Annotated in this window: 24 protein-coding genes; 20 read left to right on the forward strand and 4 right to left on the reverse strand. The window is 62.4% G+C overall.

What is annotated here, in order from left to right; all coding sequences use genetic code 11:
• Positions 1-58: 58 nt before the first annotated feature.
• Positions 59-484: an OsmC family protein gene (locus LB551_RS28495; protein ID WP_224661279.1), complete on the forward strand. Its 426-nt coding sequence runs from the start codon at positions 59-61 to the stop codon at positions 482-484.
• Between the two features lie 5 nt (positions 485-489).
• Here the strand turns inward: LB551_RS28495 and LB551_RS28500 are convergent, their stop codons facing one another.
• The gene (locus LB551_RS28500; protein ID WP_140498833.1) at positions 490-1,119 is read right to left on the reverse strand and encodes a MarC family protein; all 630 of its coding nucleotides are present in this window, start codon (positions 1,117-1,119) and stop codon (positions 490-492) included.
• 326 nt (positions 1,120-1,445) lie between these two features.
• Positions 1,446-1,982, reverse strand: coding sequence for a hypothetical protein (locus LB551_RS28505; RefSeq protein ID WP_224661280.1), 537 nt, complete (start codon positions 1,980-1,982; stop codon positions 1,446-1,448).
• Between the two features lie 87 nt (positions 1,983-2,069).
• On the opposite strand from LB551_RS28505, the gene LB551_RS28510 reads away from it, so the two are divergent.
• Entirely contained in the window at positions 2,070-2,900 is an 831-nt protein-coding gene (locus LB551_RS28510; protein WP_224661281.1) for a helix-turn-helix transcriptional regulator, read from the forward strand.
• A 183-nt stretch (positions 2,901-3,083) separates the two neighbouring features.
• Positions 3,084-5,882: a DNA gyrase subunit A gene (gyrA, locus tag LB551_RS28515; protein ID WP_224624690.1), complete on the forward strand. Its 2,799-nt coding sequence runs from the start codon at positions 3,084-3,086 to the stop codon at positions 5,880-5,882.
• 68 nt (positions 5,883-5,950) lie between these two features.
• Here gyrA and LB551_RS28520 read toward each other — a convergent pair whose 3' ends face one another.
• A complete protein-coding gene (locus LB551_RS28520) occupies positions 5,951-6,103 on the reverse strand; it encodes a hypothetical protein (RefSeq protein ID WP_140548251.1) in 153 nt (50 codons plus the stop codon).
• Between the two features lie 193 nt (positions 6,104-6,296).
• Between LB551_RS28520 and coaD the strand changes: the two genes are divergently transcribed.
• The 7 genes from coaD (at position 6,297) to tgt (ending at position 10,873) form a co-directional block, all read left to right on the forward strand.
• Complete coding sequence (gene coaD / locus LB551_RS28525; RefSeq protein ID WP_224661282.1) at positions 6,297-6,797, forward strand: pantetheine-phosphate adenylyltransferase; 501 nt, start codon at positions 6,297-6,299, stop codon at positions 6,795-6,797.
• A gap of 110 nt (positions 6,798-6,907) precedes the next feature.
• Entirely contained in the window at positions 6,908-7,402 is a 495-nt protein-coding gene (locus LB551_RS28530) for a peptidylprolyl isomerase (RefSeq protein WP_224661293.1), read from the forward strand.
• A 26-nt stretch (positions 7,403-7,428) separates the two neighbouring features.
• Positions 7,429-7,941: a peptidylprolyl isomerase gene (locus LB551_RS28535; protein ID WP_140548255.1), complete on the forward strand. Its 513-nt coding sequence runs from the start codon at positions 7,429-7,431 to the stop codon at positions 7,939-7,941.
• Positions 7,942-7,953: 12 nt separating this feature from the next.
• A complete protein-coding gene (locus tag LB551_RS28540; protein ID WP_140515312.1) occupies positions 7,954-8,403 on the forward strand; it encodes a DMT family transporter in 450 nt (149 codons plus the stop codon).
• The gene (gene queA, locus LB551_RS28545) at positions 8,403-9,491 is read left to right on the forward strand and encodes a tRNA preQ1(34) S-adenosylmethionine ribosyltransferase-isomerase QueA (RefSeq protein WP_224661283.1); all 1,089 of its coding nucleotides are present in this window, start codon (positions 8,403-8,405) and stop codon (positions 9,489-9,491) included. Before LB551_RS28540 ends, queA begins: the two co-directional genes overlap by 1 nt.
• Entirely contained in the window at positions 9,481-9,750 is a 270-nt protein-coding gene (locus tag LB551_RS28550; RefSeq protein ID WP_140548259.1) for a hypothetical protein, read from the forward strand. The genes queA and LB551_RS28550 overlap by 11 nt, the downstream gene beginning before the upstream one ends.
• Complete coding sequence (gene tgt / locus LB551_RS28555; protein WP_140548261.1) at positions 9,743-10,873, forward strand: tRNA guanosine(34) transglycosylase Tgt; 1,131 nt, start codon at positions 9,743-9,745, stop codon at positions 10,871-10,873. Before LB551_RS28550 ends, tgt begins: the two co-directional genes overlap by 8 nt.
• 4 nt (positions 10,874-10,877) lie before the next feature.
• On the opposite strand, the gene LB551_RS28560 is transcribed toward tgt, so the two are convergent.
• Positions 10,878-11,297 (reverse strand): DUF4864 domain-containing protein, encoded by a 420-nt coding sequence (locus LB551_RS28560; RefSeq protein WP_224661284.1) that lies wholly within the window; start codon positions 11,295-11,297, stop codon positions 10,878-10,880.
• A 262-nt stretch (positions 11,298-11,559) separates the two neighbouring features.
• Between LB551_RS28560 and LB551_RS28565 the strand changes: the two genes are divergently transcribed.
• The 10 genes from LB551_RS28565 (at position 11,560) to LB551_RS28610 (ending at position 21,606) form a co-directional block, all read left to right on the forward strand.
• On the forward strand, positions 11,560-11,796 hold the full coding sequence (locus LB551_RS28565; RefSeq protein WP_010909609.1) for an Lrp/AsnC family transcriptional regulator: 237 nt from the start codon (positions 11,560-11,562) through the stop codon (positions 11,794-11,796).
• Between the two features lie 171 nt (positions 11,797-11,967).
• Entirely contained in the window at positions 11,968-13,380 is a 1,413-nt protein-coding gene (locus tag LB551_RS28570) for a circularly permuted type 2 ATP-grasp protein (RefSeq protein ID WP_181172323.1), read from the forward strand.
• Positions 13,381-13,473: 93 nt separating this feature from the next.
• On the forward strand, positions 13,474-13,866 hold the full coding sequence (locus tag LB551_RS28575; RefSeq protein WP_411970971.1) for a four helix bundle protein: 393 nt from the start codon (positions 13,474-13,476) through the stop codon (positions 13,864-13,866).
• 60 nt (positions 13,867-13,926) lie between these two features.
• Positions 13,927-14,868: an alpha-E domain-containing protein gene (locus LB551_RS28580; RefSeq protein ID WP_224661285.1), complete on the forward strand. Its 942-nt coding sequence runs from the start codon at positions 13,927-13,929 to the stop codon at positions 14,866-14,868.
• 7 nt (positions 14,869-14,875) lie between these two features.
• A complete protein-coding gene (locus LB551_RS28585; protein WP_224661286.1) occupies positions 14,876-15,670 on the forward strand; it encodes a transglutaminase domain-containing protein in 795 nt (264 codons plus the stop codon).
• A 32-nt stretch (positions 15,671-15,702) separates the two neighbouring features.
• On the forward strand, positions 15,703-16,434 hold the full coding sequence (locus LB551_RS28590) for a peptidase (RefSeq protein ID WP_224661287.1): 732 nt from the start codon (positions 15,703-15,705) through the stop codon (positions 16,432-16,434).
• Positions 16,435-16,533: 99 nt separating this feature from the next.
• Positions 16,534-17,943: a pyridoxal phosphate-dependent decarboxylase family protein gene (locus LB551_RS28595; protein ID WP_224661288.1), complete on the forward strand. Its 1,410-nt coding sequence runs from the start codon at positions 16,534-16,536 to the stop codon at positions 17,941-17,943.
• A gap of 128 nt (positions 17,944-18,071) precedes the next feature.
• Entirely contained in the window at positions 18,072-18,839 is a 768-nt protein-coding gene (locus LB551_RS28600) for a DeoR/GlpR family DNA-binding transcription regulator (protein WP_140515319.1), read from the forward strand.
• 124 nt (positions 18,840-18,963) lie between these two features.
• Positions 18,964-20,490: a glycerol-3-phosphate dehydrogenase gene (gene glpD / locus LB551_RS28605; protein WP_140498798.1), complete on the forward strand. Its 1,527-nt coding sequence runs from the start codon at positions 18,964-18,966 to the stop codon at positions 20,488-20,490.
• Positions 20,491-20,526: 36 nt separating this feature from the next.
• A complete protein-coding gene (locus LB551_RS28610) occupies positions 20,527-21,606 on the forward strand; it encodes an ABC transporter ATP-binding protein (RefSeq protein WP_224624679.1) in 1,080 nt (359 codons plus the stop codon).
• Positions 21,607-21,608: the final 2 nt, after the last annotated feature.

The following is a 21,608-nucleotide window of genomic DNA, read 5'->3' on the forward strand; positions in this document are numbered from 1 at the left end:
CATAGACCGGCACGCGGCGAGCGCGCCGGCCGATGGATTCCAGCGAGAGACACATTCAGTGAAAGCACGGGTAAAGTGGGTCGAGGAGCGCACCTTCGTCGGCGAATCCGGCACGGGTCACAAGGCCGTGCTGGGGACCGCGTTTGGCCCTGAAGGGAGAACGCCGGGGCCGAGCCCGATGGAACTGGTGCTGATCGGCACCGGCGGCTGCTCGGCCTATGATGTCGTCCATATCCTCGAAAAAGGGCGCGAGGCGGTCGAGGATTGCGTGGTCGAGCTCGATTCCGACCGGGCCGAAACCGACCCGAAGGTGTTCACCCGCATCCACATGCATTTCATCGTCAAAGGCAGGGCGTTGTCGCACGACAAGGTGAAGCGGGCGATCGATCTCTCGATCGAAAAATACTGTTCGGCCTCGGCCATGATGGCCAAGACGGCGACGATTACCCACGACTTTGAAGTCATCGATACGACCGCAAAATAAGCGGCCTACGAGGCCATCAGTGCCTTGATGCCGTCGGCCACGAACTGCACGGCAAGGGCGGCCAGGATGACGCCGAGCAGGCGGGTCAGGATCGAACGGCCGGTCTGGCCGAGGATGCGGTCTATGCGCTCCGACAGCACGAACACCAGATAGGTGATGGCGAGGCAGACGAAGATGATGCCGACCAGTGCCGCCTGGGCGCCAAAACCCTGAAACGAGCCGGAGAGCAGCACAGTCGCCGAAATCGCGCCGGGGCCGGCGATCAGCGGGATCGCCAGCGGGAAGGCGGCGATGTTGTGGATCATGTCCTTGGTGATGGCGACGTCGCCGATCTTCTCCTTGCGGTCCTGCCGGCGCTCGAACACCATTTCGAAAGCAATGAAGAACAAGAGGAAGCCGCCGGCGACGCGGAAGGCCGGCAGCGTGATGCCGAACACCGACAGGATCGAAGCGCCGGCAACCGCGAACAGCGCCATCACCAGGAAGCCGATGACCGAGGCGCGGACCGAGACCTGCTGGCGCTCCTCGCGGTTCATGCCGCGTGTTATCGCCAGAAACAGCGGCGCCAGCCCCGGCGGGTCGATGGTCACCAGAATGGTGACGAAGGCGTTGAACAGGCTGTCGAAACTCGGCATTTCTCACCCTCCCGCCGGGCCGAGCCCGCAGCATTGCATTGGTAGAGCAAAGCTCAGTCGGTGGGAACTGCAGGACAACGAATGACTGGAAGTTCAACCTTTTAGTACTGGCGGGCAGCGCCCCCCTCTGTCCTGCCGGACATCTCCCCCACAAGGGGGGGGAGATCGGCTGTAATCGCCGCTTTCGCCTATCTCAAACGTTGCAGGAAGGGTGCCGTCGCTTAAGCTGCCAATCTCCCTCTCGTGGGGGAGATGGCCGGCAGGCCAGAGGGGGGCGCGAAGATCGCTACGGCTCTCATTTCGTATCGCTGCGGCGTTCAAGATGATCAATTTCCACCCATGCGCCGCGCCAGAAACTCCACTTCGAGCCGCCATGTCGCGCCATTATCGTGCGAGCGCTCGCCGAGCCAGCGGAAGGAATTTTCCGTGACCCGCGAAAAGCTCCAGCGTACGGAGGAACCGGTGCCGTCGGCGCCCACTTGGACAATCGTGTCGCCTTCGGCGCGGCCGAGCTGACGGCTGTAATACTGATTGCGCGGATCGCTCCAGAAGATGTGCCAGGCGTTTGCGCCGGGATCGTAGACGCGCAAGGTCGTGCCATAAAACGTCCATTTGCCGAGGGAAGGCGAAGGGCCGGCGTCGCGTGCGGGCAGGATCCAGACGTCCTGGATCGCGCGGCCTTCCAGTACCCAGCCGAAATGCACCTCGCCGCGCCCGGTCAACACCGTCCCGTCCTCGAGATGACGGCTGGCATCGAAAGCCCAGGCGCCGACAAAGCGGCCGTAAAGATCGAGATACTCGGCAAGGCCGGGGGCGGGCCCGGCACTGTGCAGGACTTCGGCAAAGGAGGGCTGGTTGGCCATGGACGGTGCCTTCATGCTGTCAGGAGACTGCGAGCGATAGGCCGGGGCGGGGTTCTGCGCTTGGGAAAAATTGCTATCTTTCGGGCCATGACGACGAGCGACAGGGTCATTGCCTCAGGACCAGGCTGGCAGGTGTCGGACGTGGTGTGCACGGCAGGCGCCGGCGACCGGCCGTTCGAGGAAGAGCACCGGACGTTCTGCATCGCCGCGGTGACCAGCGGCACCTTCCGCTACCGGGCCAGCCAGGGCATCGCGATGCTCGCGCCAGGCGCGGTGCTGCTGGGCAATCCCGGCACATGCTACGAATGCGGCCACGAGCACGGCGCCGGCGACCGCTGCCTCTCCTTCCATTTCAGTCCAGCCTATATGGAACGGATCGTTGAAGGCGTGCCGGGCGCCAGGGCGCTGGCCTTCGAGACGCCGCGCCTGCCGCCCTTGCCGGCGCTGATGCCGCTGCTGGCCGAAGCGGAGGCCGCGCGCGATGTGGGCGAAACTGCCGCCTTCGAGGAACTTGGCTTGCGCATTGCCGGGGCGGTGGTCGCCGCGAGCTCAGGGCCCACTAAGATGGCGCGGACACCCAGCCGCCGCGACCAGAAACGGGTCGCAGAGGCGGTTCGGCGTATCGAGATCGATGCCGACCGGCCACTTTCGCTGGCCGTGCTGGCCCGGGAGACGGCGACCAGTCCGTATCATTTCCTGCGCACATTCCGGCAGGTTGCCGGCATGACGCCTTACCGGTTTCTGCTGAGGACCAGGCTGCACCGGGCGGCGGTGCGGCTTTGCGCTTCGGACGAGGCGATCTCGACCGTCGCCTTCGAGGCCGGCTTCGGGGACCTGTCGACCTTCAATCGCCGCTTCCGGCGCGAAATGGGGGAGACACCCGGTGGCTATCGCGCCCGCCGCGCGGGCCGCCGCTGACACGAGATGGCGGGCCTCTGCGTCGACGGCTCCGAAAAGCATCTCGGCCATATCGTCGCAATCACCGGTATCCTTTTGAAATCACCGCCAAAACCGACACTGGAAAAGTGCCGGCGACATTGGAGTTTCGGCCGCGCTTCCTATATATACGGCAAGTGATTCCTGTTTAGATTGTGATCCGATTTGACCGACCAAAAAACACCGCGCGGCGCCGACGGCGGCCCCACCGGCATCGAGCCGATATCGATTATCGAGGAGATGCAGCGCTCCTATCTCGATTACGCCATGAGCGTGATCGTCAGCCGCGCGCTGCCCGACGTGCGCGACGGCCTGAAGCCGGTGCATCGCCGCATTCTCTTCGCCGCGCATGAGAGCGGCTATCACTGGAACCGCAAATATGTGAAGTCGGCGCGCCCGGTCGCCGATGTGATGGGTAAATACCATCCGCATGGCGACGCCTCGATCTATGACGCCTTGGTGCGCATGGCGCAGGACTGGTCACTGCGCGTGCCGCTCATCGACGGGCAAGGCAATTTCGGCTCGATCGACGGCGATCCGCCGGCGGCCATGCGCTACACCGAGTCGCGGCTGACCAAGGTCGCGCATGAACTGCTGGAGGATATCGACAAGGATACGGTCGATTTCCAGGACACTTACGATGCTTCCGGCAGCGAGCCGAAGGTTCTGCCGGCGCGCTTTCCCAATCTGCTGGTCAATGGCTCGGGCGGCATCGCCGTCGGCATGGCTACCAACATCCCGCCGCACAATCTGGGCGAAGTCTGCAACGCCGCGATCGCCATCATCGACAATCCGGCCATCGACCTGCCGGCGTTGATGGAAATCATTCCGGGGCCGGATTTCCCGACCGGCGGCATCGTGCTCGGCCGCTCCGGCATCTACAGCGCCTATTCGACCGGCCGCGGCTCCATCGTCATGCGCGGCAAGGTCAACATCGAGGCGCGCGGCAATGACCGCGAATCGATCATCATCACCGAGGTTCCCTACCAGGTGAACAAGTCGTCGATGATCGAGAAGATGGCCGAACTGGTGCGCGACAAGCGTATCGAAGGCATTTCCGACATTCGCGACGAGAGCGACCGCCAGGGCTATCGGGTCGTCGTCGAGCTGAAGCGCGACGCCGTGGCCGACGTCATCCTTAACCAGCTCTATCGCTTCACACCGCTGCAAACCTCTTTCGGCGCCAACATGGTGGCGCTGAATGGCGGCAAGCCCGAACTGCTGACGCTGACCGACATGCTGAGGGCATTCGTGTCCTTCCGCGAGGAGGTGGTCACCCGGCGCACGAAGTTCCTGCTGCGCAAGGCGCGCGACCGGGCCCATGTGCTGGTCGGCCTCGCAATCGCCGTCGCCAACATCGATGAAGTGATAAAGCTGATCCGTACCGCGCCGGACCCGCAGACGGCGCGCGAGCAGTTGATGGAGCGGCGCTGGCCGTCCGGCGACGTCGAATCGCTGATCCTCCTGATCGACGACCCGCGCCACCGCATCAACGAGGACGGCACCTACAATCTGTCCGAGGAACAGGCGCGCGCGATTCTTGAATTGCGCTTGCAGCGCCTGACCGCTCTCGGCCGCGACGAAATCGCCGACGAGTTGAACACGATCGGCGCCGAGATCGTCGATTATCTCGACATCCTGTCGTCCCGCGCCCGCGTCCAGCAGATCGTCAAGGACGAGCTCGCGGCCGTGCGCGACGAATTCGGCACGCCGCGCCGCACCGAGCTCAGCGAAGGCGGCGCGGATATGGAAGACGAGGACCTGATCCAGCGCGAAGACATGGTCGTGACGGTGAGCCACTCCGGCTACATCAAGCGCGTGCCGCTGTCGCTCTACCGGGCGCAACGCCGCGGCGGCAAAGGTCGCTCGGGCATGTCGACCAAGGAAGAGGATTTCGTCACCCGCCTGTTCGTGGCCAACACGCACACGCCGGTGCTGTTCTTCTCCTCGCGCGGCATCGTCTACAAGGAGAAGGTCTGGCGCCTGCCGATCGGCAATCCGCAGTCGCGCGGCAAGGCGCTGATCAACATGCTGCCGCTGGAGCAGGGCGAGCGCATCACCACCATCATGCCGCTGCCGGAAGATGAGACGAGCTGGGGCGAGCTCGACGTGATGTTCGCCACCACGCGCGGCACGGTGCGCCGCAACAAGCTCTCCGACTTCGTCCAGGTCAACCGCAACGGCAAGATCGCCATGAAGCTGGAGGAGGAGGGCGACGAGATCCTCGGCGTCGAGACCTGCACCGACAATGACGATGTGCTCCTGACTGCCAGCTCCGGCCAGTGCATCCGCTTCCGGGTCAGTGACGTGCGCGTCTTCCAGAGCCGCAATTCGGTCGGCGTGCGTGGCATCGCCATGTCCGATACCGACCGGGTGATCTCGATGGCGGTGATCGAACATGTCGAGGCATCGCCCGGCGAGCGCGCATCCTATCTCAAGCGTTCGGCCGCCGAACGGCGTCTCGCGGCGGGCATCGCAGCCGGCGAAGAGGAAGAGATCACGCTGACCAATGAAGAGGTTGGCGAAGAAGCTGAACTTCCAGATCTCCGCTATGAAGAGTTGAAAGGGCATGAGCAGTTCGTGCTGACGGTCACCGAATTCGGTTACGGCAAGCGCTCGTCGTCCTACGATTTCCGTCTGACAGGACGCGGCGGCAAGGGCATCCGCGCCACCGATGTGTCGAAGGTGGCCGAGATCGGCAGGCTGGTGGCGACTTTCCCGGTCGGCAATGACGACCAGATCATGCTGGTGTCGGATGGCGGTACCGTCATCCGGGTGCCGGTCAACGGCATCCGCTTCGCCAGCCGCGCCACCAAGGGCGTGACCATCTTCAACACGGCGGAAGGCGAGAAGGTGGTTTCGGTCGAGCGGATTTCCGAGCCGCAATCGGACGAGGAAGAAATCGTCGAGGTTGGTGTCGAGATCGATCCGACGGCGGATGCCGGCCCGGAAGACGCGCAATAAGTCTGGCTTGGCCCAGACATGGCAACGCCGGCCAATCGGCCGGCGCGTCGCAACAAATTCGGGTAAATTCAGTAGTGACGGTACGGCTTGCGGGGGCCAAACCCTTCGAAGCGTTTGGCGTTGGTCTTGATGCGGACGCGCTGGGCCTCCTGATGCAGCCCAAATACGGTGGCGATCAGCATGGCGACGGTCATTGCGGTGGCGAGCATGTAGATCAGCATTTGCGTGTTCTCCTGCGCCTTACAACGGTTAAATGGGACTTTGGTTTCATCTTCTTAAAGGGGCAAGGTAGTGAACGCTGCGTGAAGCGTTCGTGATCGGCGCATTCATCTGTCGTTCATCCCGGCAAAAGGTTCACGGGGATCGCATCAATGAGATTTGCCTTCCGTCCGCGCGCCCGTTAGAAGCACCGGCATGACCGAGCGCATTGCCCTTTATGCCGGCTCCTTCGACCCGTTGACCAACGGCCATCTCGACGTGCTGAAGGCGTCGCTGGCCGTGGCCGACATCGTCTATGCGGCGATCGGTATCCATCCCGGCAAGAAGCCGCTGTTTTCCTTCGAGGAACGGGTCGAACTGATCGAGGCCGCGACCAAGGCCGAATTGGGCCGCGACGGCACGCGCATCAAGGTGGTCGCCTTCGACGGGCTGGTCATCGATGCGGCCAGGAAACAGGGCGCCTCGATCATGATCCGCGGCCTGCGCGACGGCACCGATCTCGATTATGAGATGCAGATGGCCGGCATGAACGAAACCATGGCGCCTGAGCTGCAGACGGTTTTTCTGCCCGCCAGCCCCTCGGTGCGCACCATTACCGCCACACTTGTCCGCCAGATTGCCTCGATGGGCGGCGACATCCGCCCCTTCGTGCCGGCCGCCGTTGCCGGTGCGCTCACCGCTAAATTCGCAAAATAGGTTTCTCGGAGAAGACCATGCAGCTGAAAAAGCTCGCCTCGTTCCTCATCGTGCTTGCCGGTCTTGTGACCGCATCGGTCTCGGCCTATGCCGCCGACCCGGAAAACACCATGATCATAACGTTGAAGGACGGCGACGTGACCATCGCGCTGCGTCCCGATCTCGCGCCCAAGCATGTCGCGCAGATCAAGAAGCTGGTGCGTGAGCATGCCTATGACAACGTCGCCTTCCACCGGGTTATCGACGGCTTCATGGCGCAGACCGGCGACGTCAAATTCGGCAACATGAACAAGGGCTTCAACCCCCAGGCCGTCGGCACCGGCGGCTCCGACCTGCCGGACCTGCCGGCCGAATTCTCGCAGACCGAGCATTACAAGCGCGGCGTGGTCGGCATGGCCCGCTCGCAGGATCCGAACTCCGCAAACTCGCAGTTCTTCATCATGTTCGCGCCGGCGCCGCCGCTCGACGGCCAGTACACCATCGTCGGCAATGTCGTCAGCGGCATGGAACTGGTGGATCATATCAAGAAGGGCGACGAGGCCGACAACGGCACCGTCACCGATCCCGACCGGATGATCAAGGTGCGCATCGCCGCCGACAAATAGTTCTGTTTTTGAAAAGGATATCAGACATGGCCGACATCAAGGATCGCGAAAACGCGCTCATCATGGAAACGACCAAGGGCGAGGTCGTCATCGAACTGTTTCCCGACCTGGCGCCCGGCCATGTCGCCCGTATCAAGGAACTGGCACGCGAAGGCGCCTATGACGGCGTGGTTTTCCACCGCGTCATCGAGGGCTTCATGGCGCAGACCGGCGACGTCAAGTTCGGCAATTCGAGCAAGCCCTCTTTCGCGCCTTCTCGCGCGGGCATGGGCGGTTCCGACAAGCCGGATCTCAAGGCCGAATTCTCAAATGCCAACCACGGCCGCGGCACCTGCTCGATGGCGCGCTCGCAGAATCCGAACTCGGCCAATTCGCAGTTCTTCATCTGCTTCGACGATGCAGCCTTCCTCAATCGCCAGTACACGGTCTGGGGCCAGGTCATCGAAGGCATGGACAACGTCGACAAGATCAAGCGCGGCGAGCCGGTGCAGGATCCCGACAAGATCGTGTCGTTGAAGGTCGCGGCCGACGTCAAGTAAGGCGACGGGACAATGATGGGCGTCGTCTGGTCGCTTCTCGGCATCCTGTCCGGCGCCTTCATAGCCATTCAGGCGCCGATCAATTCGCAGTTGGCGCGCGGCCTGGGGCTCCCGGTCGCGGCGGCTGCGTTTTCGTTCCTGTCGGGCGCCATCGTGCTCGGCATCATTGCCGTCGCGGTGGTGAGACTGCAAGGCATCTCGCTCGACTGGAAGGCGCCCGCGCCCTGGCTGTTCATCGCCGGCGGCATGCTGGGCGGCTTCTACGTCACGCTGTCCACCATTCTGACGCCACGCATCGGCGCCGCCGCCCTGATGGCGTTCCTGGTCGCGGGCCAGTTGCTGGCGGGCATGCTGATCGACCGCGTCGGGTTCCTCGGCGTCGCGGTTCGCGAAATCTCGCTCGGCCGCGTGGCCGGCGCGGTGCTGCTTCTGGCCGGGGCGCTGCTTATCAGGCTCTTCTGATGCGTGTCGATCTGTTCGATTTCGACCTCTCGGAAGAGCGTATCGCGCTTCGCCCGGCAGAGCCGCGAGACAGCGCCAGGATGCTGGTGGTCAGGCCGGGCGAGGGGTTTTCGGACCGGACGGTCAGCGACCTGCCTTCCCTGCTCCAAGCCGGCGACGTGCTGGTCTTCAACGACACCAAGGTCATTCCGGCGCAGCTCAAGGGCATCAGGCGGCGCGGCGAGGCGGCGGCGCAGGTCGAAGCCACATTGCACATGCGGGTGGCGCCGGACCGCTGGCTGGCCTTCATGCGGCCGGGCAAGCGCGTTGCCGTCGGCGACCGCATCCATTTCGGCCATGACGGCAATTCCTGTTTCCTCGGCCAGCTTGACGCCACGGTGATCGAAAAGGGCGAGGCGGGTGAGGCGCTGCTCGGTTTCGACCTGTCGGGCCCTTTCCTCGACGAGGCGCTGCATGCGGTCGGCCACATCCCACTGCCGCCCTATATCGCCTCGAAGCGCGACGACGACGAGCGCGACCGGGCCGACTACCAGACCATCTATGCCCGGGAGGAAGGCGCCGTCGCAGCGCCGACGGCCGGCCTGCATTTCACGCCCGAGCTGTTTGCCGCGCTCGACGCCAAGGGCATCGAGCGCCGCTTCGTCACCTTGCATGTCGGCGCCGGCACGTTCCTGCCGGTGAAGGCGGACGACACCGCCGACCATAAGATGCATGCGGAGGTGGGCTCGGTCAGCGAGGCAACTGCCGACGCGTTGAATGCGGCGAAGGCGAGGGGCGGGCGCGTCATTGCCGTCGGTACGACGTCGCTGCGCCTGCTGGAAAGCGCCGCGCGAGAGGATGGCGTGCTGGCTGCATGGTCCGGGCCGACCGATATCTTCATTACGCCCGGCTACCGTTTTCGCACCGCAGACATGCTGATGACCAATTTCCATCTGCCGCGTTCGACGCTGTTCATGCTGGTTTCGGCCTTCAGCGGCCTCGAGACGATGCGCGCCGCCTATGCGCATGCCATTGAGCACGATTACAGATTCTACTCCTACGGAGATGCAAGCCTGCTTTATCGAGCGGAGATGAGCGATGGACGATGACCTCGACAGGCTGGACCGCGACAGTTTGATCGCCGAAGTCAAAAAATTGCGCGCCGGCATTCGCCAGCATCGCGATGCATCGGGGCACGATCTTTGCTGGCATCACCCCGATTTGTGGGAGCTGCTGCCCGAGAAGATCGATCCGGCAATCGCCGTGCCGCCCTGGCCAAAATTCATGCGCGGCTGCATCCACTATCGCCAGTCGCTGGACGAACAGGCTCCGGGCGCACCGGCACACGACAAGGAATTCAATGGCTGAGACGTTCACCTTCAAGGTGCTGGCGACCGAAGGCAAGGCGCGGCGCGGCCTGATCAGCATGCCGCGCGGCGAAATCCGCACGCCTGCCTTCATGCCGGTCGGCACCGGCGGCACGGTCAAGACGATGTACATGGATCAGGTGCGCGGCGTCGGCGCCGATATCATCCTGGGCAATACCTATCATCTGATGCTGCGGCCCGGCGCCGAACGTGTGGCGAAGCTCGGCGGCCTGCACGAATTCGCCCGCTGGCCGCATCCGATCCTGACCGACAGCGGCGGCTTCCAGGTGATGTCGCTGTCGAAGCTTCGGAAATTGACCGAGAAGGGCGTCACCTTCCGCTCCCATATCGATGGCGCTGCATACGAAATGTCGCCGGAACGTTCGATCGAGATCCAGGGCCTGCTCGATTCAGACATCCAGATGCAGCTCGACGAGTGCACCGCTTTACCCGCGGAGGGCAAGGAAATCGAGCGCGCCATGGAATTGTCGCTGCGCTGGGCCGAGCGCTGCAAGACGGCGTTCGGCGACCAACCCGGCAAGGCGATGTTCGGCATCGTGCAAGGCGGTGACAATGCGGATTTGCGCGTGCGTTCTGCGCAAGCGCTGAGCGCGATGGATCTGAAAGGCTATGCGGTTGGCGGCCTTGCCGTCGGTGAACCGCAGGCGGTCATGCTCGACATGCTCGACATCACCTGCCCGGAACTGCCTGATGACAAACCCCGCTATCTCATGGGCGTCGGCACGCCGGACGACATCTTGAAATCGGTGGCGCGCGGCATCGACATGTTCGACTGCGTAATGCCAACGCGGGCCGGCCGGCATGGGCTTGCCTATACAAGGCGCGGCAAGGTCAATCTACGCAACGCCCGCCATGCCGACGATCCGCGCCCCCTCGACGAGGAAAGCGACTGCCCGGCGGCACGCGATTATTCCCGCGCCTACCTGCACCATCTCGTGCGCTCGCAAGAGGCGCTCGGTGCGATGCTTCTGACCTGGAACAATCTGTCCTATTATCAGAAGCTGATGCAGGACATACGCGCCGCGATCGAGACCGGCACTTTCGAGGCACGCGCTGCCGAAATTACCGAGGGCTGGGCGAGGGGCGATATCCCGGCGCTATGACGGTTCAGGTGCTCAGCGAATTCGACGCGCGCAGGCTGCAGCCGGTGATTTGGAACGTGCCGTCGGGCTGTCGCTCCAACGTGTAGACAGCTTCGTAGTCCTTGCCGTCAGGGCCGACGATCAGCACCTGCTGGATGATCGAGGTCGGACCCGTCTCCTCGACCTTGCCGAACGAGTAGCTCCGTGGGTTGCGCACCGGCGCGTAGCCGTTGGTCACCATGTTCATGAAGGTGTCGACGGTCGGGAAGATCCGCTTCACGTTTGGTGCGGCGAAGCTGTAGGCGGTGGCGCCGTCGTCGGCGAGGAACGCTTTCAGCTGGCCGTCAATGGCCGCTTGCGCCGCCTTGACCTCAGCCTCGCCGGCAAACACCGACGATGGCAGGAAGAGAGGAACGAATGCGAATGCGAAAAACGTGCGGCGCATAGCTGTTTCCGTTGTCTTTCGAGAACTTGCCTTCGAAAAAATCCTGCCGTGCAGGCATCCTAACATACGTTTGGTAGCGCTTCAGGGTTTCACCGGCGGCGAATATTCAGTGTTGTCCCGCGAGGAAGTCCAGGCAGCCTTGGCGGAATTGCGGGAGCGTGGCCAACGCCCCGAACTGGCTAAGTACCGTTCCAGCGCTTGAAAGCCCGCCTCCAGTCTGCCAGAAGGGCCGCTTGGATTGGACGTTTAGCAGGGCGAAGCCATGAAGGCGTTTTTCGTGCAGATCAAATGCGAGCTTGGCAAGTCGTATGAGGTTGCCAGTGCGCTCGCCGATGCCGAGATCGCCTCGGAAATCTACTCCACTGCCGGCAATTACGACCTGCTCGCCAAGTTCTATGTCGACGACGAGGAGGATGTCGGCCACTTCGTCAACGAGAAGGTGCAGATTCTCCCCGGCATCAAGGACACGTTCACCGTCGTCACCTTTCGCGCCTTCTAGCGTCGGAGCGCATTTGCCCGAGCATGAGGCAAAGCCTGACCAAGCCCGTATTTCAGCTGCCTCAATTTTAGGCAGGGGCGACATACTGATCGCCCGCATTCCTCAAATCACCGATTGCGCTTGATTTTCTCCAGCGGCGCCAGTGAAATGGCGTCACAGGGGAGTATGCGATTGGCAGCGTTCGATGAAATGCTTCCGGAGGTCTCCGGACTTAGAAGACCGTATTCGGCTTACGATCGCTGGCTGAAAGAGCAGGACCCGGCCAGGCTTACCGAGAAAATGCAGGACGCCGAACGCGTCTTCCGCAAAACCGGCATCACCTTCGCCGTCTATGGCGAGCAGGAGGCGTCCGAGCGGCTCATTCCCTTCGACATCGTTCCGCGCATCATTTCTGGCAATGAGTGGCGCCGCCTTACCCAAGGCATCGAGCAGCGCGTGCAGGCGCTGAACGCCTTTCTCGACGATATCTATCACCGCCAGGAAATCCTGCGGGCCGGACGTGTTCCCCGCGACCTGATCGCCAGGAACGAAGCCTTCCTGCCCGAGATGATCGGGGTCAGGCCGCCAGCGGGCGTCTACACCCACATCATCGGCGTCGACATCGTGCGCATCAGCGAAAACGAGTTCTACGTGCTGGAGGACAATGCGCGCACCCCGTCGGGCGTTTCCTACATGCTGGAAAACCGCGAGACGATGATGCAGCTCTTCCCCGAGCTGTTCCAACAGATCAAGGTGCGGCCGGTGGAGAACTATCCGCAGCTTTTGCGCCAGTCGCTGGCGGCGGTGCGGCCGCAGAACGCCAAGGGCACGCCGACCATCGCCGTGCTGACGCCCGGCAGTTACAACTCCGCCTATTTCGAACATGCCTTCCTGGCCGATCAGATGGGGGTGCAACTGGTCGAGGGACAGGATCTGCGCGTGGTCGACGGCCATGTCGCGATGCGCACGACCGAAGGCTACAAGCAGATCGACGTGCTCTATCGCCGGGTGGACGATGCCTTCCTCGATCCGCTGACCTTCCGGCCGGATTCCGCGCTTGGCGTGCCGGGCATCATGGATGTCTACCGCGCCGGCAACATCACGATCGCCAATGCGCCGGGGACCGGCATCGCGGACGACAAGGCGATCTATTCCTACATGCCCGAGATCGTCGAATTCTACACCGGCCGCAAGGCGATCCTCGGCAATATTCCGACCTGGCGCTGTTCCGAGCCGGACAGCCTGAAATACGTGCTCGAACATATTGATGAACTGGTGATCAAGGAAGTGCATGGCTCCGGCGGGTACGGCATGCTGGTCGGACCGGCGGCGACCAAGAAGGAATGCCAGGATTTTGCCAAGAAGCTGCAGGCCAAGCCGTCCAATTACATCGCCCAACCGACGCTGGCGCTCTCGACCTGTCCGATCCTGACGGAAAAGGGCCTGTCCCCGCGCCATGTCGATCTGAGACCCTATGTGCTGGTCTCCGACCGCATCCAGATCGTGCCGGGCGGGCTGACGCGCGTCGCGCTCAAGGAGGGCTCGCTGGTGGTCAATTCCTCGCAAGGCGGCGGCACGAAGGATACGTGGGTGCTGGATGATTGAAAGAGCGAATAGCGAGTAGCGAGTAGGGAGTAGGGAGTAGCGAATAGGGAGTAGCGAATAGGGAAGTAGGGAGTAGGGAGTAGGGAGTAGGAAGTGGGAAGTGGGGAAAGAGGGGATACGACAACGATTAATTCCTACAGGGACCTTATTGTTTGGAAGGCGGCCCTAGCGTTGGCAGTGAATTGCTACGCGGCCACGAAAGGCTTTCCGAACAGCGAAGTATACGGAATGACCTCTCGGATACGACGCTCGGCGGCTTCCATCGCAGCGAACGTCGCTGAAGGTCATGGACGAGAAAGTACAGGAGCCTTCATTCAGTTTCTTCGCGTGGCACAGGGCTCCTTAAAGGAGTTGGAGACACATTTCATCCTGTGTGGGGAGGTAGGATTGATGATCGAAGCGGAGGCCGCCAACTTGCTTGGCCAGACTGACGAAATTGGGAAGATGCTGCGTTCGATGATCAGGAGCCTGCAACAGAAATCATGAAAATTTCTTTGCGCTATTCGCTACTCGCTATTCGCTATTCGCTCATCGGGGCACGTTGACATGCTTCTCGGCCGCACCGCCAACGGGCTCTACTGGATGAACCGCTATATCGAGCGTGCGGAAAACATGGCACGTCTGGTCGATGCGGGCCTGCGCATGGCGCTGACGCGCACCCAGAGCGCGTCGGAAGAGTGGAATTCGGTGCTGCTCAGCGCCGGCTCCGACGTCGCCTACACGCAGAAATACCAGGACTATACGGCGGCCGATGTAGCCGACTTCCTGTTGCGCGATACGTCGAACCCGTCGAGTACGATGTCGTCGATCGAGACGGCACGCAACAATGCCCGCATGGTGCGCACCGCGCTGACGCGCGAGACCTGGGAAAGCATCAACGAGGCCTGGATGGCGCTGAAGCGCATGCTGGCAAGGCCGATCGACGAGCGTGACCTGCCAAGCGTGCTCGATGCGATCAAGCGCGAAACGGCGCTGATCCGCGGCTCGTTCTACGGCACCATGCTGCGCAACGAGATCTTCGATTTCTCGCAGCTCGGCACCTATGTCGAGCGCGCCGACAACACGGCGCGCATCCTCGACGTGAAGTACTACGTGCTCTTGCCGTCGATTTCCTGGGTCGGCTCGACGCTCGACAATTACCAGTGGGAATCGATCCTGCGCTCGGTATCGGCGCATCGCTCCTATCGCTGGGTCTACGATGCCGACTACAAGCCGACCAACATCGCCGACTATCTGATCCTCAACGTGCGCATGCCGCGATCGCTGACCTTCTGCTATCGCTTCCTGGCCGAGCACCTGAAGTTCCTCGGCGACGACTATGGCGAGCGCCATGCCTGCCATGCGACGGCGGAAAAAACCCAGGCCATGCTGCGGGCAGGCTCGATCAAGGATATTTTCGACGCCGGTTTGCACGAATTTCTTGCCGGCTTCATTCGCGACAACACCAGGCTCGGCGACGAGATCGCGCAGGATTACAGGTTCTATTGAGGAGGCCATGCGGCTCAAGATCACCCATCGGACCGAATACCGTTACGATGCACCGGTGCATTACCTGCTGCAGCGGCTACGGCTGCTTCCGGTGAGCGGGCGGACGCAGACGGTGCTGTCCTGGGCCCTGAAGGTGGACGGCGCGCGCGAGGAAGTGCGATTTACCGACCATTACGGCAATGACACCCGATTGTTGAGCGTCGAGGGTGACCATGATTTCATTACGGTCGAGGCATCGGGCGAGGTGGTGACGCGCGATACATCGGGCGTTTGCGGGCCGCATCAGGGCTTTGCGCCGCTCTGGCTGTTCGCACAGGAGACGCCTTTGACCATGATCGGCGACGGCATTCGCGCACTTGCCGAGACGGCCGGCAAGGGCACCGACATCGAAAGACTGCACCGTCTGATGGCGATCATCTCCGAGCGGGTCGCCTACACGCCGGGCGCCACCAATGCGACGACACCAGCGGAGGAGGCACTGGGGCTGAAAACCGGAGTTTGCCAGGACCATAGCCACATCTTTGCAGCCACCGCGCGCGCCATGGGTTTTCCGGCCCGCTATGTCAGCGGCTATCTGATGATGGACGCCGCCGTAGAGCAAGCCGCAAGCCACGCCTGGGCCGAAGCGCATGTCCAGGGCCTCGGCTGGGTTGCTTTCGACGCCTCCAACGGTATTTCTCCCGACGAACGCTATGTGAAGGTGGCCATCGGCCGCGACTATCGCGACGCCTCGCCGGTTTCGGGAATTCGGCTTGGGCAGGCGGAAGAACAGCTTGCGGTCACGGTCACGGTAGAGCAGTAATCCCGCAAGGATTGACCGCCGGAAGAGTAATCATGACCTATTGCGTCGGCCTCAAGATCGATCGGGGGCTCGTGTTCATGTCGGACACGCGCACCAATGCCGGCATGGATTCGATCTCCACCTTCAAGAAGATGCATGTCTGGGAAGAGCCCGGTGAGCGCGTCATCGTGCTGATGTCGGCAGGCAATCTGGCAACGACGCAAGCCGTGATCAGCATGCTCGACGAGCGCCCGAAAGCAGTGGCGGATCGCCACGCGGCAGTGCTCGAAACGCCGTCCATGTATCAGACGGTGCGGCTGGTCGGCGATACCGTCAAGGACGTCATCGCCCATTCCTCGCCCGCCGGCGACAAGGCCGATTCCTACTTCAACGCCTCCTTCATCCTAGGCGGCCAGATAAAGGGCAGCGCACCGCGCCTGTTCATGATCTATCCCGAGGGCAATTTCATCGAATCGACGGATGACACGCCCTTTTTCCAGATCGGCGAGACCAAATACGGCAAGCCGATCATCATCCGTGCCTATGAACGGTCTATGAGTCTTGCGGAGACCGTGAAGCTGCTTCTGGTGTCGTTCGATTCCACGCTGAAGTCGAACCTGTCGGTCGGGCTGCCGCTGGATCTGCTTTTCCTGGAAAAGGACGCCTTCCAGGTCGGGTTGAAGAAGCGGATCGGCCATGACGACCCGTACTACCGCACGATCTCCGAGGGCTGGTCGAGCGCCTTGAAGACGGCGTTCGCCAGTCTGCCGGATTTTCCGGGATAAGGACGCGCCGGATTTCTCCGGTGGGTGCAAATGTTTAACAGTGGTTTTTGACAACCGGGGCGAAGGGCGCCGGTGAAGCGATCATGTCGGGAGGACAGGATGAACAGTGATGATTTCCGGCAATGGTCGCGGCGGGCCGCTGACTGGGGCGCCGACTATCGCGAAACGCTGCGCCAGCGCCCGGTGCGGCCGCGGATCGAGCCCGGCGACATATTCAGGAGCATAGAAGCGTCGCCGCCCGAAGACGCGGAGCCAATGGACAGGATCTTCGCCGATTTCGAGGAGAAGATCCTGCCGGGCATGACGCATTGGCAGCATCCCCGCTTCTTCGCCTATTTTCCGGCCAATGCGGCACCAGTTTCTGTGGTGGCTGAATATCTGGTCTCGGCGATGGCCGCGCAGTGCATGCTGTGGCAGACGTCGCCGGCGGCGACGGAGCTCGAAACGCGGGCTGTCGATTGGATGCGCCAGGCGCTCGGCCTGCCGGAAGGCTTTTCCGGCGTCATCCAGGATTCTGCCTCCTCGGCGACGCTGGCGGCGGTGCTGACGATGCGCGAACGCGCGCTCGATTGGCAAGGCAACAAAAAGGGCCTGGCGGGGCAGGCGCGGTTGCGCATCTATTCGTCGGATCAGGTGCATACCTCGATCGACCGGGCGATCTGGGTGGCCGGCATCGGCGAGGACAATCTCGTGCGCATTCCGGTCGCCGGCCGCTTTCGCGCCATGGACATAGGGGCCCTCGAGGCGGCGATCGTCGCCGACAAGAAGGCAGGCCTGCTGCCCGCGGGTATCATCGCCTGCGTCGGCGGCACCAGCACTGGCGGCACTGACGATATCGCCGGCGTCGCCGCGATCGCCAAACGCCACGGGGTCTATCTTCACGTGGATGCGGCCTGGGCGGGATCGGCGATGATCTGCCCGGAATACCGGCATTTCTGGGCTGGTGTGGAGCAGGCGGATTCCATCGTCTTCAACCCGCATAAATGGCTTGGCGCACAGTTCGATTGCTCGATCCAGTTCCTGCGCGACCCCGAAAGCCATGTCAGGACGCTCGCCATCAAGCCGGATTATCTGAAGACGCACGGTCAAGACGGCATCGTCAACTATTCCGAATGGTCGGTGCCGCTCGGCCGCCGCTTCCGCGCGCTGAAACTGTGGTTCCTGCTGCGCGCGCATGGGCTGGAAGGCCTGCGCACGATGATCCGCAACCACGTCGCCTGGAGCGAAGGCCTGGCAGCGCGCCTGGCCAGCGAGCCGGATTTCGAGATCGTCACCGAGCCGATGCTGTCGCTGTTTTCGTTCCGGCACAAGGCGGAGGGAGCCGATGCCGACGAGCACAATCTCCGGCTGGTCAATGCGATCAATGATGACGGACGCATCTACCTGACACAGACCAGGGTGAACGGGCGCGTCGCCATCCGCTTCCAGGTCGGCCAGTTCGAGGCGACCGCGGCGGATGTCGATTCGGCTTTTGCCTCCATCACCGAAATCGCGCGCGGACTAACCTGAACCGGCTGAGTCGGAACTGCGACCAAGTTTGCCTTTGCTATCATGCGGTTTCCATTAGCCGGCTCACGCCTTTTCATTGCTTTCGTTTTCGTCTATGGTCAAGAAAAACGAAAGCAGAAGGTCTTCAGATGTATCTGTCGCCGCGCCATGCCGAAATCGTCCAAATGGCCAAGGATCATGGCCGCGTTCTGGTCGATGATCTGGCCACCCACTTCAACGTCACGCCGCAAACCATCCGCAAGGACCTCAACGATCTTTGCGACCAGCGGTTGCTGTCGCGCATCCATGGCGGCGCCCTGTTTCCTTCCGGCATCGAGAACATGGAGTACGAAGCCAGGCGCAAGATCGCCGCCGAGGAGAAGGAGGCGATCGGCAGCGCCGCCGCCAGGCTGATCCCGGACAACGCCTCGTTGTTCATCAACATCGGCACCACGACGGAGTCGGTCAGCAAGGCGCTGCTGGATCATAGCGGCCTCATGGTCATCACCAATAACATCAATGTTGCCAACAGGATGCGCATCTATCCTTCAATCGAGGTGGTGATCGCGGGCGGGGTGGTTCGCGGCTCGGATGGCGGCGTCGTCGGCGAGGCTGCGGTGGATTTCATCAGGCAGTTCAAAGTCGACTACGCCGTCATCGGCGCCTCGGCAATCGACCATGACGGCGCCTTGCTCGATTTCGATTTTCGCGAGGTCAAGGTCGCGCAAGCCATCATCGCCAATGCCAGGCACGTCATCCTGGTATCCGACCGGACCAAATTCGAGCGCACAGCGCCGGTTCGCATCGGCCATCTGTCGCAGGTCAACACCTTCATCACCGACCGCTGCGATATCCCCTCGGTGCGCAAGATCTGCCAGGAGGCCGAGGTTCAACTGATCGAAACCTCGCTCGATTGAGGATGTTGTAGCGCTTTCACGGGCTTGTGATATTTCGTTTGACATTCGTTATGAGTTCGAAATAATCCCGCCACGGTTTCGCAAAAGAGCCAAATGGTGCATTGCGAAATTGCTGGAGGAATTGGTGGACGCATCTTCGATCCGTGACATTTTCGTCATAGGCGGTGGCATCAATGGCTGCGGCATTGCCCGTGATGCCGCCGGCCGCGGGTTTTCGGTATTTCTGGCCGAGATGGACGATCTCGCCAGCGGAACCTCCTCAGGCTCGACCAAGCTGATCCATGGTGGCCTGCGCTATCTCGAATTCTACGAATTCCGCTTGGTGCGCGAAGCGCTGATGGAACGCGAGGTGCTGTGGAAGAACGCGCCGCACATCATTTGGCCGATGCGCTTCGTGCTGCCCTATGCCAAGGGCCTGCGTCCCGCCTGGCTGATCAGGCTCGGCCTTTTCCTTTACGATCATATTGGCGGGCGCAAATTGCTTCCGGCGACCAGGACCCTGGACATGGCTACCGACCCTGCCGGCAAGCCATTGAAACCATTGTTCAAGAAGGCCTTCGAATACTCCGACGGCTGGGTCAACGATGCGCGGCTGGTGACGCTGAACGCGCGTGACGCCGCCGACCGGGGCGCGACCATCCGCACCCGCACCAAGGTGGTCGGGGCGCGCCGCGAAGGCGGGCTGTGGACGATCAGGATCGAAAACCTGCGGACCGGTGAGACCGAAGAGGTCAAGGCGCGGCTGCTGGTCAATGCCGCCGGCCCCTGGGTCGATCATGTGCTTTCCGGCGTCGTCGGACTCAACGATGTGCACAATGTCCGCCTCGTGCAGGGCAGTCACATCGTCATCGCGAAGAAGTTCGACGATCCACGCGCCTATTTCTTCCAGAACAAGGATGGTCGCATCATCTTCGCCATTCCCTACGAGGACGAGTTCACGCTGATAGGCACCACCGACCAGGACTATCCCGGCGATCCGCACGACGTGAAGATCAGCGACACCGAGATCGACTATCTCTGCGCGGCGGCAAGCGAGTATTTCGCCCAACCCGTCAAGCGGTCGGATATCGTCTGGACCTATTCGGCCGTGCGTCCGCTCTATGACGATGGCGCTTCGAAGGCACAGGAGGCGACACGCGACTATGTGCTGAAGGCCGATGGCGGCGAGGGCACAGCCCCGATCGTCAACACGTTCGGCGGCAAGATCACCACCTATCGCCGGCTGTCGGAATCGATGCTGGAGAAGATCGAAGGCTTTCTCGGCAGGCGCGGCAAGCCGTGGACGGCAAATGCGCCGCTGCCGGGCGGCGATTTCGCGGCGACCGGTTTTGATGCGCAAGTGGCGAGGCTGAAGAGCGCCTATCCCTTTCTCGACCAGCGTTTGGCGCGCCGGCTCACGCGGCTCTACGGCACGCGCGCGCAGATGCTGCTTGGCCTTGCCAAATCGAATGCCGACCTCGGCCGCAATTTCGGCGCCGACCTTTACGAGGCCGAGGTGCGCTACCTCGTCGAGAACGAATGGGCCGTCACATCGCAAGATGTGCTGTGGCGCCGGACCAAGCGCGGCCTGCATTTCAGCCGCGAGCAGACGGCGGCGTTGGATGAATTCATGCGCGGCATAAGCCGCCGCCACGTCGCGGCCGCGGAATGACGGGCTGCTGATGCACAAGGCCGGGGAGGAGGCATCATGCTGGAACTGAGGAACGTCACCAAGACGGTCGGCGCGGTGGAGCATATCCGCGACGTGTCGCTGACGCTCCAGCATGGCTCCCTGAACGTGCTGCTCGGGCCGACGCTGTCCGGCAAGACCAGCCTGATGCGGCTGATGGCCGGCCTCGACGCGCCGACTTCCGGCTCGGTCTGGTTCGACGGCAAGGACGTCACCGGACAGCCTGTTCAAAAGCGCAAGATCGCCATGGTCTACCAGCAGTTCATCAACTACCCCGCGATGAGCGTCTACGAAAACATCGCTTCGCCACTGCGGGTAGCGGGCGTCGAGAAGGCCAAGATCGACAGTCAGGTGCGTGAAGCCGCTGCCCTGCTCAAGCTGACGCCCTATTTGGACCGCACGCCGCTCAGCCTATCCGGTGGCCAGCAGCAGCGCACCGCGCTGGCGCGCGCCATCGTCAAGAACGCAAGCCTGGTGCTGCTCGACGAGCCGCTCGCCAATCTCGACTACAAGCTGCGTGAGGAGTTGCGCGCAGAACTGCCGAGGATCTTCGCCGCCGCCGGCACCATCTTCGTCTATGCCACGACCGAACCGCACGAGGCGCTGCTGCTCGGTGGCAACACGGCGACGCTGTCGCAAGGCCGCATCACCCAGTTCGGCCCGACCATCGAGGTGTTCCGCAAACCGGTCGACCTGGTGACGGCCAGGACCTTCGCCGATCCGCCGCTCAACACGATCGTGCTGGCCAAGAACGGGCCCGATTTCCTGTTGGAGGGCGGCGTCAAGCTGCCGGTGCCGCCGGAACTTGTAGGCATTGCCGACGGCAATTACACGATCGGCTTCCAGCCGCACCATCTGTCGCTCGAGCGGCCGAATGCGAGTGCCGTGCCGGTGCGGGCAAAGGTCACCATCACCGAGATCACCGGATCGGAAAGCTTCATCCATCTTGATTTCGCCGACGCGCGCTGGGTGATGCTGACCCATGGCATCCGCGATTTCGAGACCGACGACGTGGTCGAAGTGTTCATCGACCCGCGTCACATCATGGTTTTCGACCAGCACGGCGTCGCCGTGGCCGCGGCAAAGCTGGCGGCCTGAGG

Origin of the sequence: Mesorhizobium sp. BR1-1-2 (assembly GCF_020165435.1) — a bacterium.
In the GTDB taxonomy this organism is placed as follows: domain Bacteria; phylum Pseudomonadota; class Alphaproteobacteria; order Rhizobiales; family Rhizobiaceae; genus Mesorhizobium.

Coding starts and splice junctions, on each gene's coding strand:
- LB551_RS28500 (WP_140498833.1), bottom strand. CDS start 1,119: ATGCCGAGTTTCGACAGCCTGTTCAACGCCTTCGTCACCATTCTGGTG.
- LB551_RS28505 (WP_224661280.1), bottom strand. CDS start 1,982: ATGGCCAACCAGCCCTCCTTTGCCGAAGTCCTGCACAGTGCCGGGCCC.
- LB551_RS28510 (WP_224661281.1), top strand. CDS start 2,070: ATGACGACGAGCGACAGGGTCATTGCCTCAGGACCAGGCTGGCAGGTG.
- LB551_RS28520 (WP_140548251.1), bottom strand. CDS start 6,103: ATGCTGATCTACATGCTCGCCACCGCAATGACCGTCGCCATGCTGATC.
- coaD (WP_224661282.1), top strand. CDS start 6,297: ATGACCGAGCGCATTGCCCTTTATGCCGGCTCCTTCGACCCGTTGACC.
- LB551_RS28530 (WP_224661293.1), top strand. CDS start 6,908: ATGATCATAACGTTGAAGGACGGCGACGTGACCATCGCGCTGCGTCCC.
- LB551_RS28535 (WP_140548255.1), top strand. CDS start 7,429: ATGGCCGACATCAAGGATCGCGAAAACGCGCTCATCATGGAAACGACC.
- LB551_RS28540 (WP_140515312.1), top strand. CDS start 7,954: ATGATGGGCGTCGTCTGGTCGCTTCTCGGCATCCTGTCCGGCGCCTTC.
- queA (WP_224661283.1), top strand. CDS start 8,403: ATGCGTGTCGATCTGTTCGATTTCGACCTCTCGGAAGAGCGTATCGCG.
- LB551_RS28550 (WP_140548259.1), top strand. CDS start 9,481: ATGGACGATGACCTCGACAGGCTGGACCGCGACAGTTTGATCGCCGAA.
- tgt (WP_140548261.1), top strand. CDS start 9,743: ATGGCTGAGACGTTCACCTTCAAGGTGCTGGCGACCGAAGGCAAGGCG.
- LB551_RS28560 (WP_224661284.1), bottom strand. CDS start 11,297: ATGCGCCGCACGTTTTTCGCATTCGCATTCGTTCCTCTCTTCCTGCCA.
- LB551_RS28565 (WP_010909609.1), top strand. CDS start 11,560: ATGAAGGCGTTTTTCGTGCAGATCAAATGCGAGCTTGGCAAGTCGTAT.
- LB551_RS28580 (WP_224661285.1), top strand. CDS start 13,927: ATGCTTCTCGGCCGCACCGCCAACGGGCTCTACTGGATGAACCGCTAT.
- LB551_RS28585 (WP_224661286.1), top strand. CDS start 14,876: ATGCGGCTCAAGATCACCCATCGGACCGAATACCGTTACGATGCACCG.
- LB551_RS28590 (WP_224661287.1), top strand. CDS start 15,703: ATGACCTATTGCGTCGGCCTCAAGATCGATCGGGGGCTCGTGTTCATG.
- LB551_RS28595 (WP_224661288.1), top strand. CDS start 16,534: ATGAACAGTGATGATTTCCGGCAATGGTCGCGGCGGGCCGCTGACTGG.
- LB551_RS28600 (WP_140515319.1), top strand. CDS start 18,072: ATGTATCTGTCGCCGCGCCATGCCGAAATCGTCCAAATGGCCAAGGAT.
- LB551_RS28610 (WP_224624679.1), top strand. CDS start 20,527: ATGCTGGAACTGAGGAACGTCACCAAGACGGTCGGCGCGGTGGAGCAT.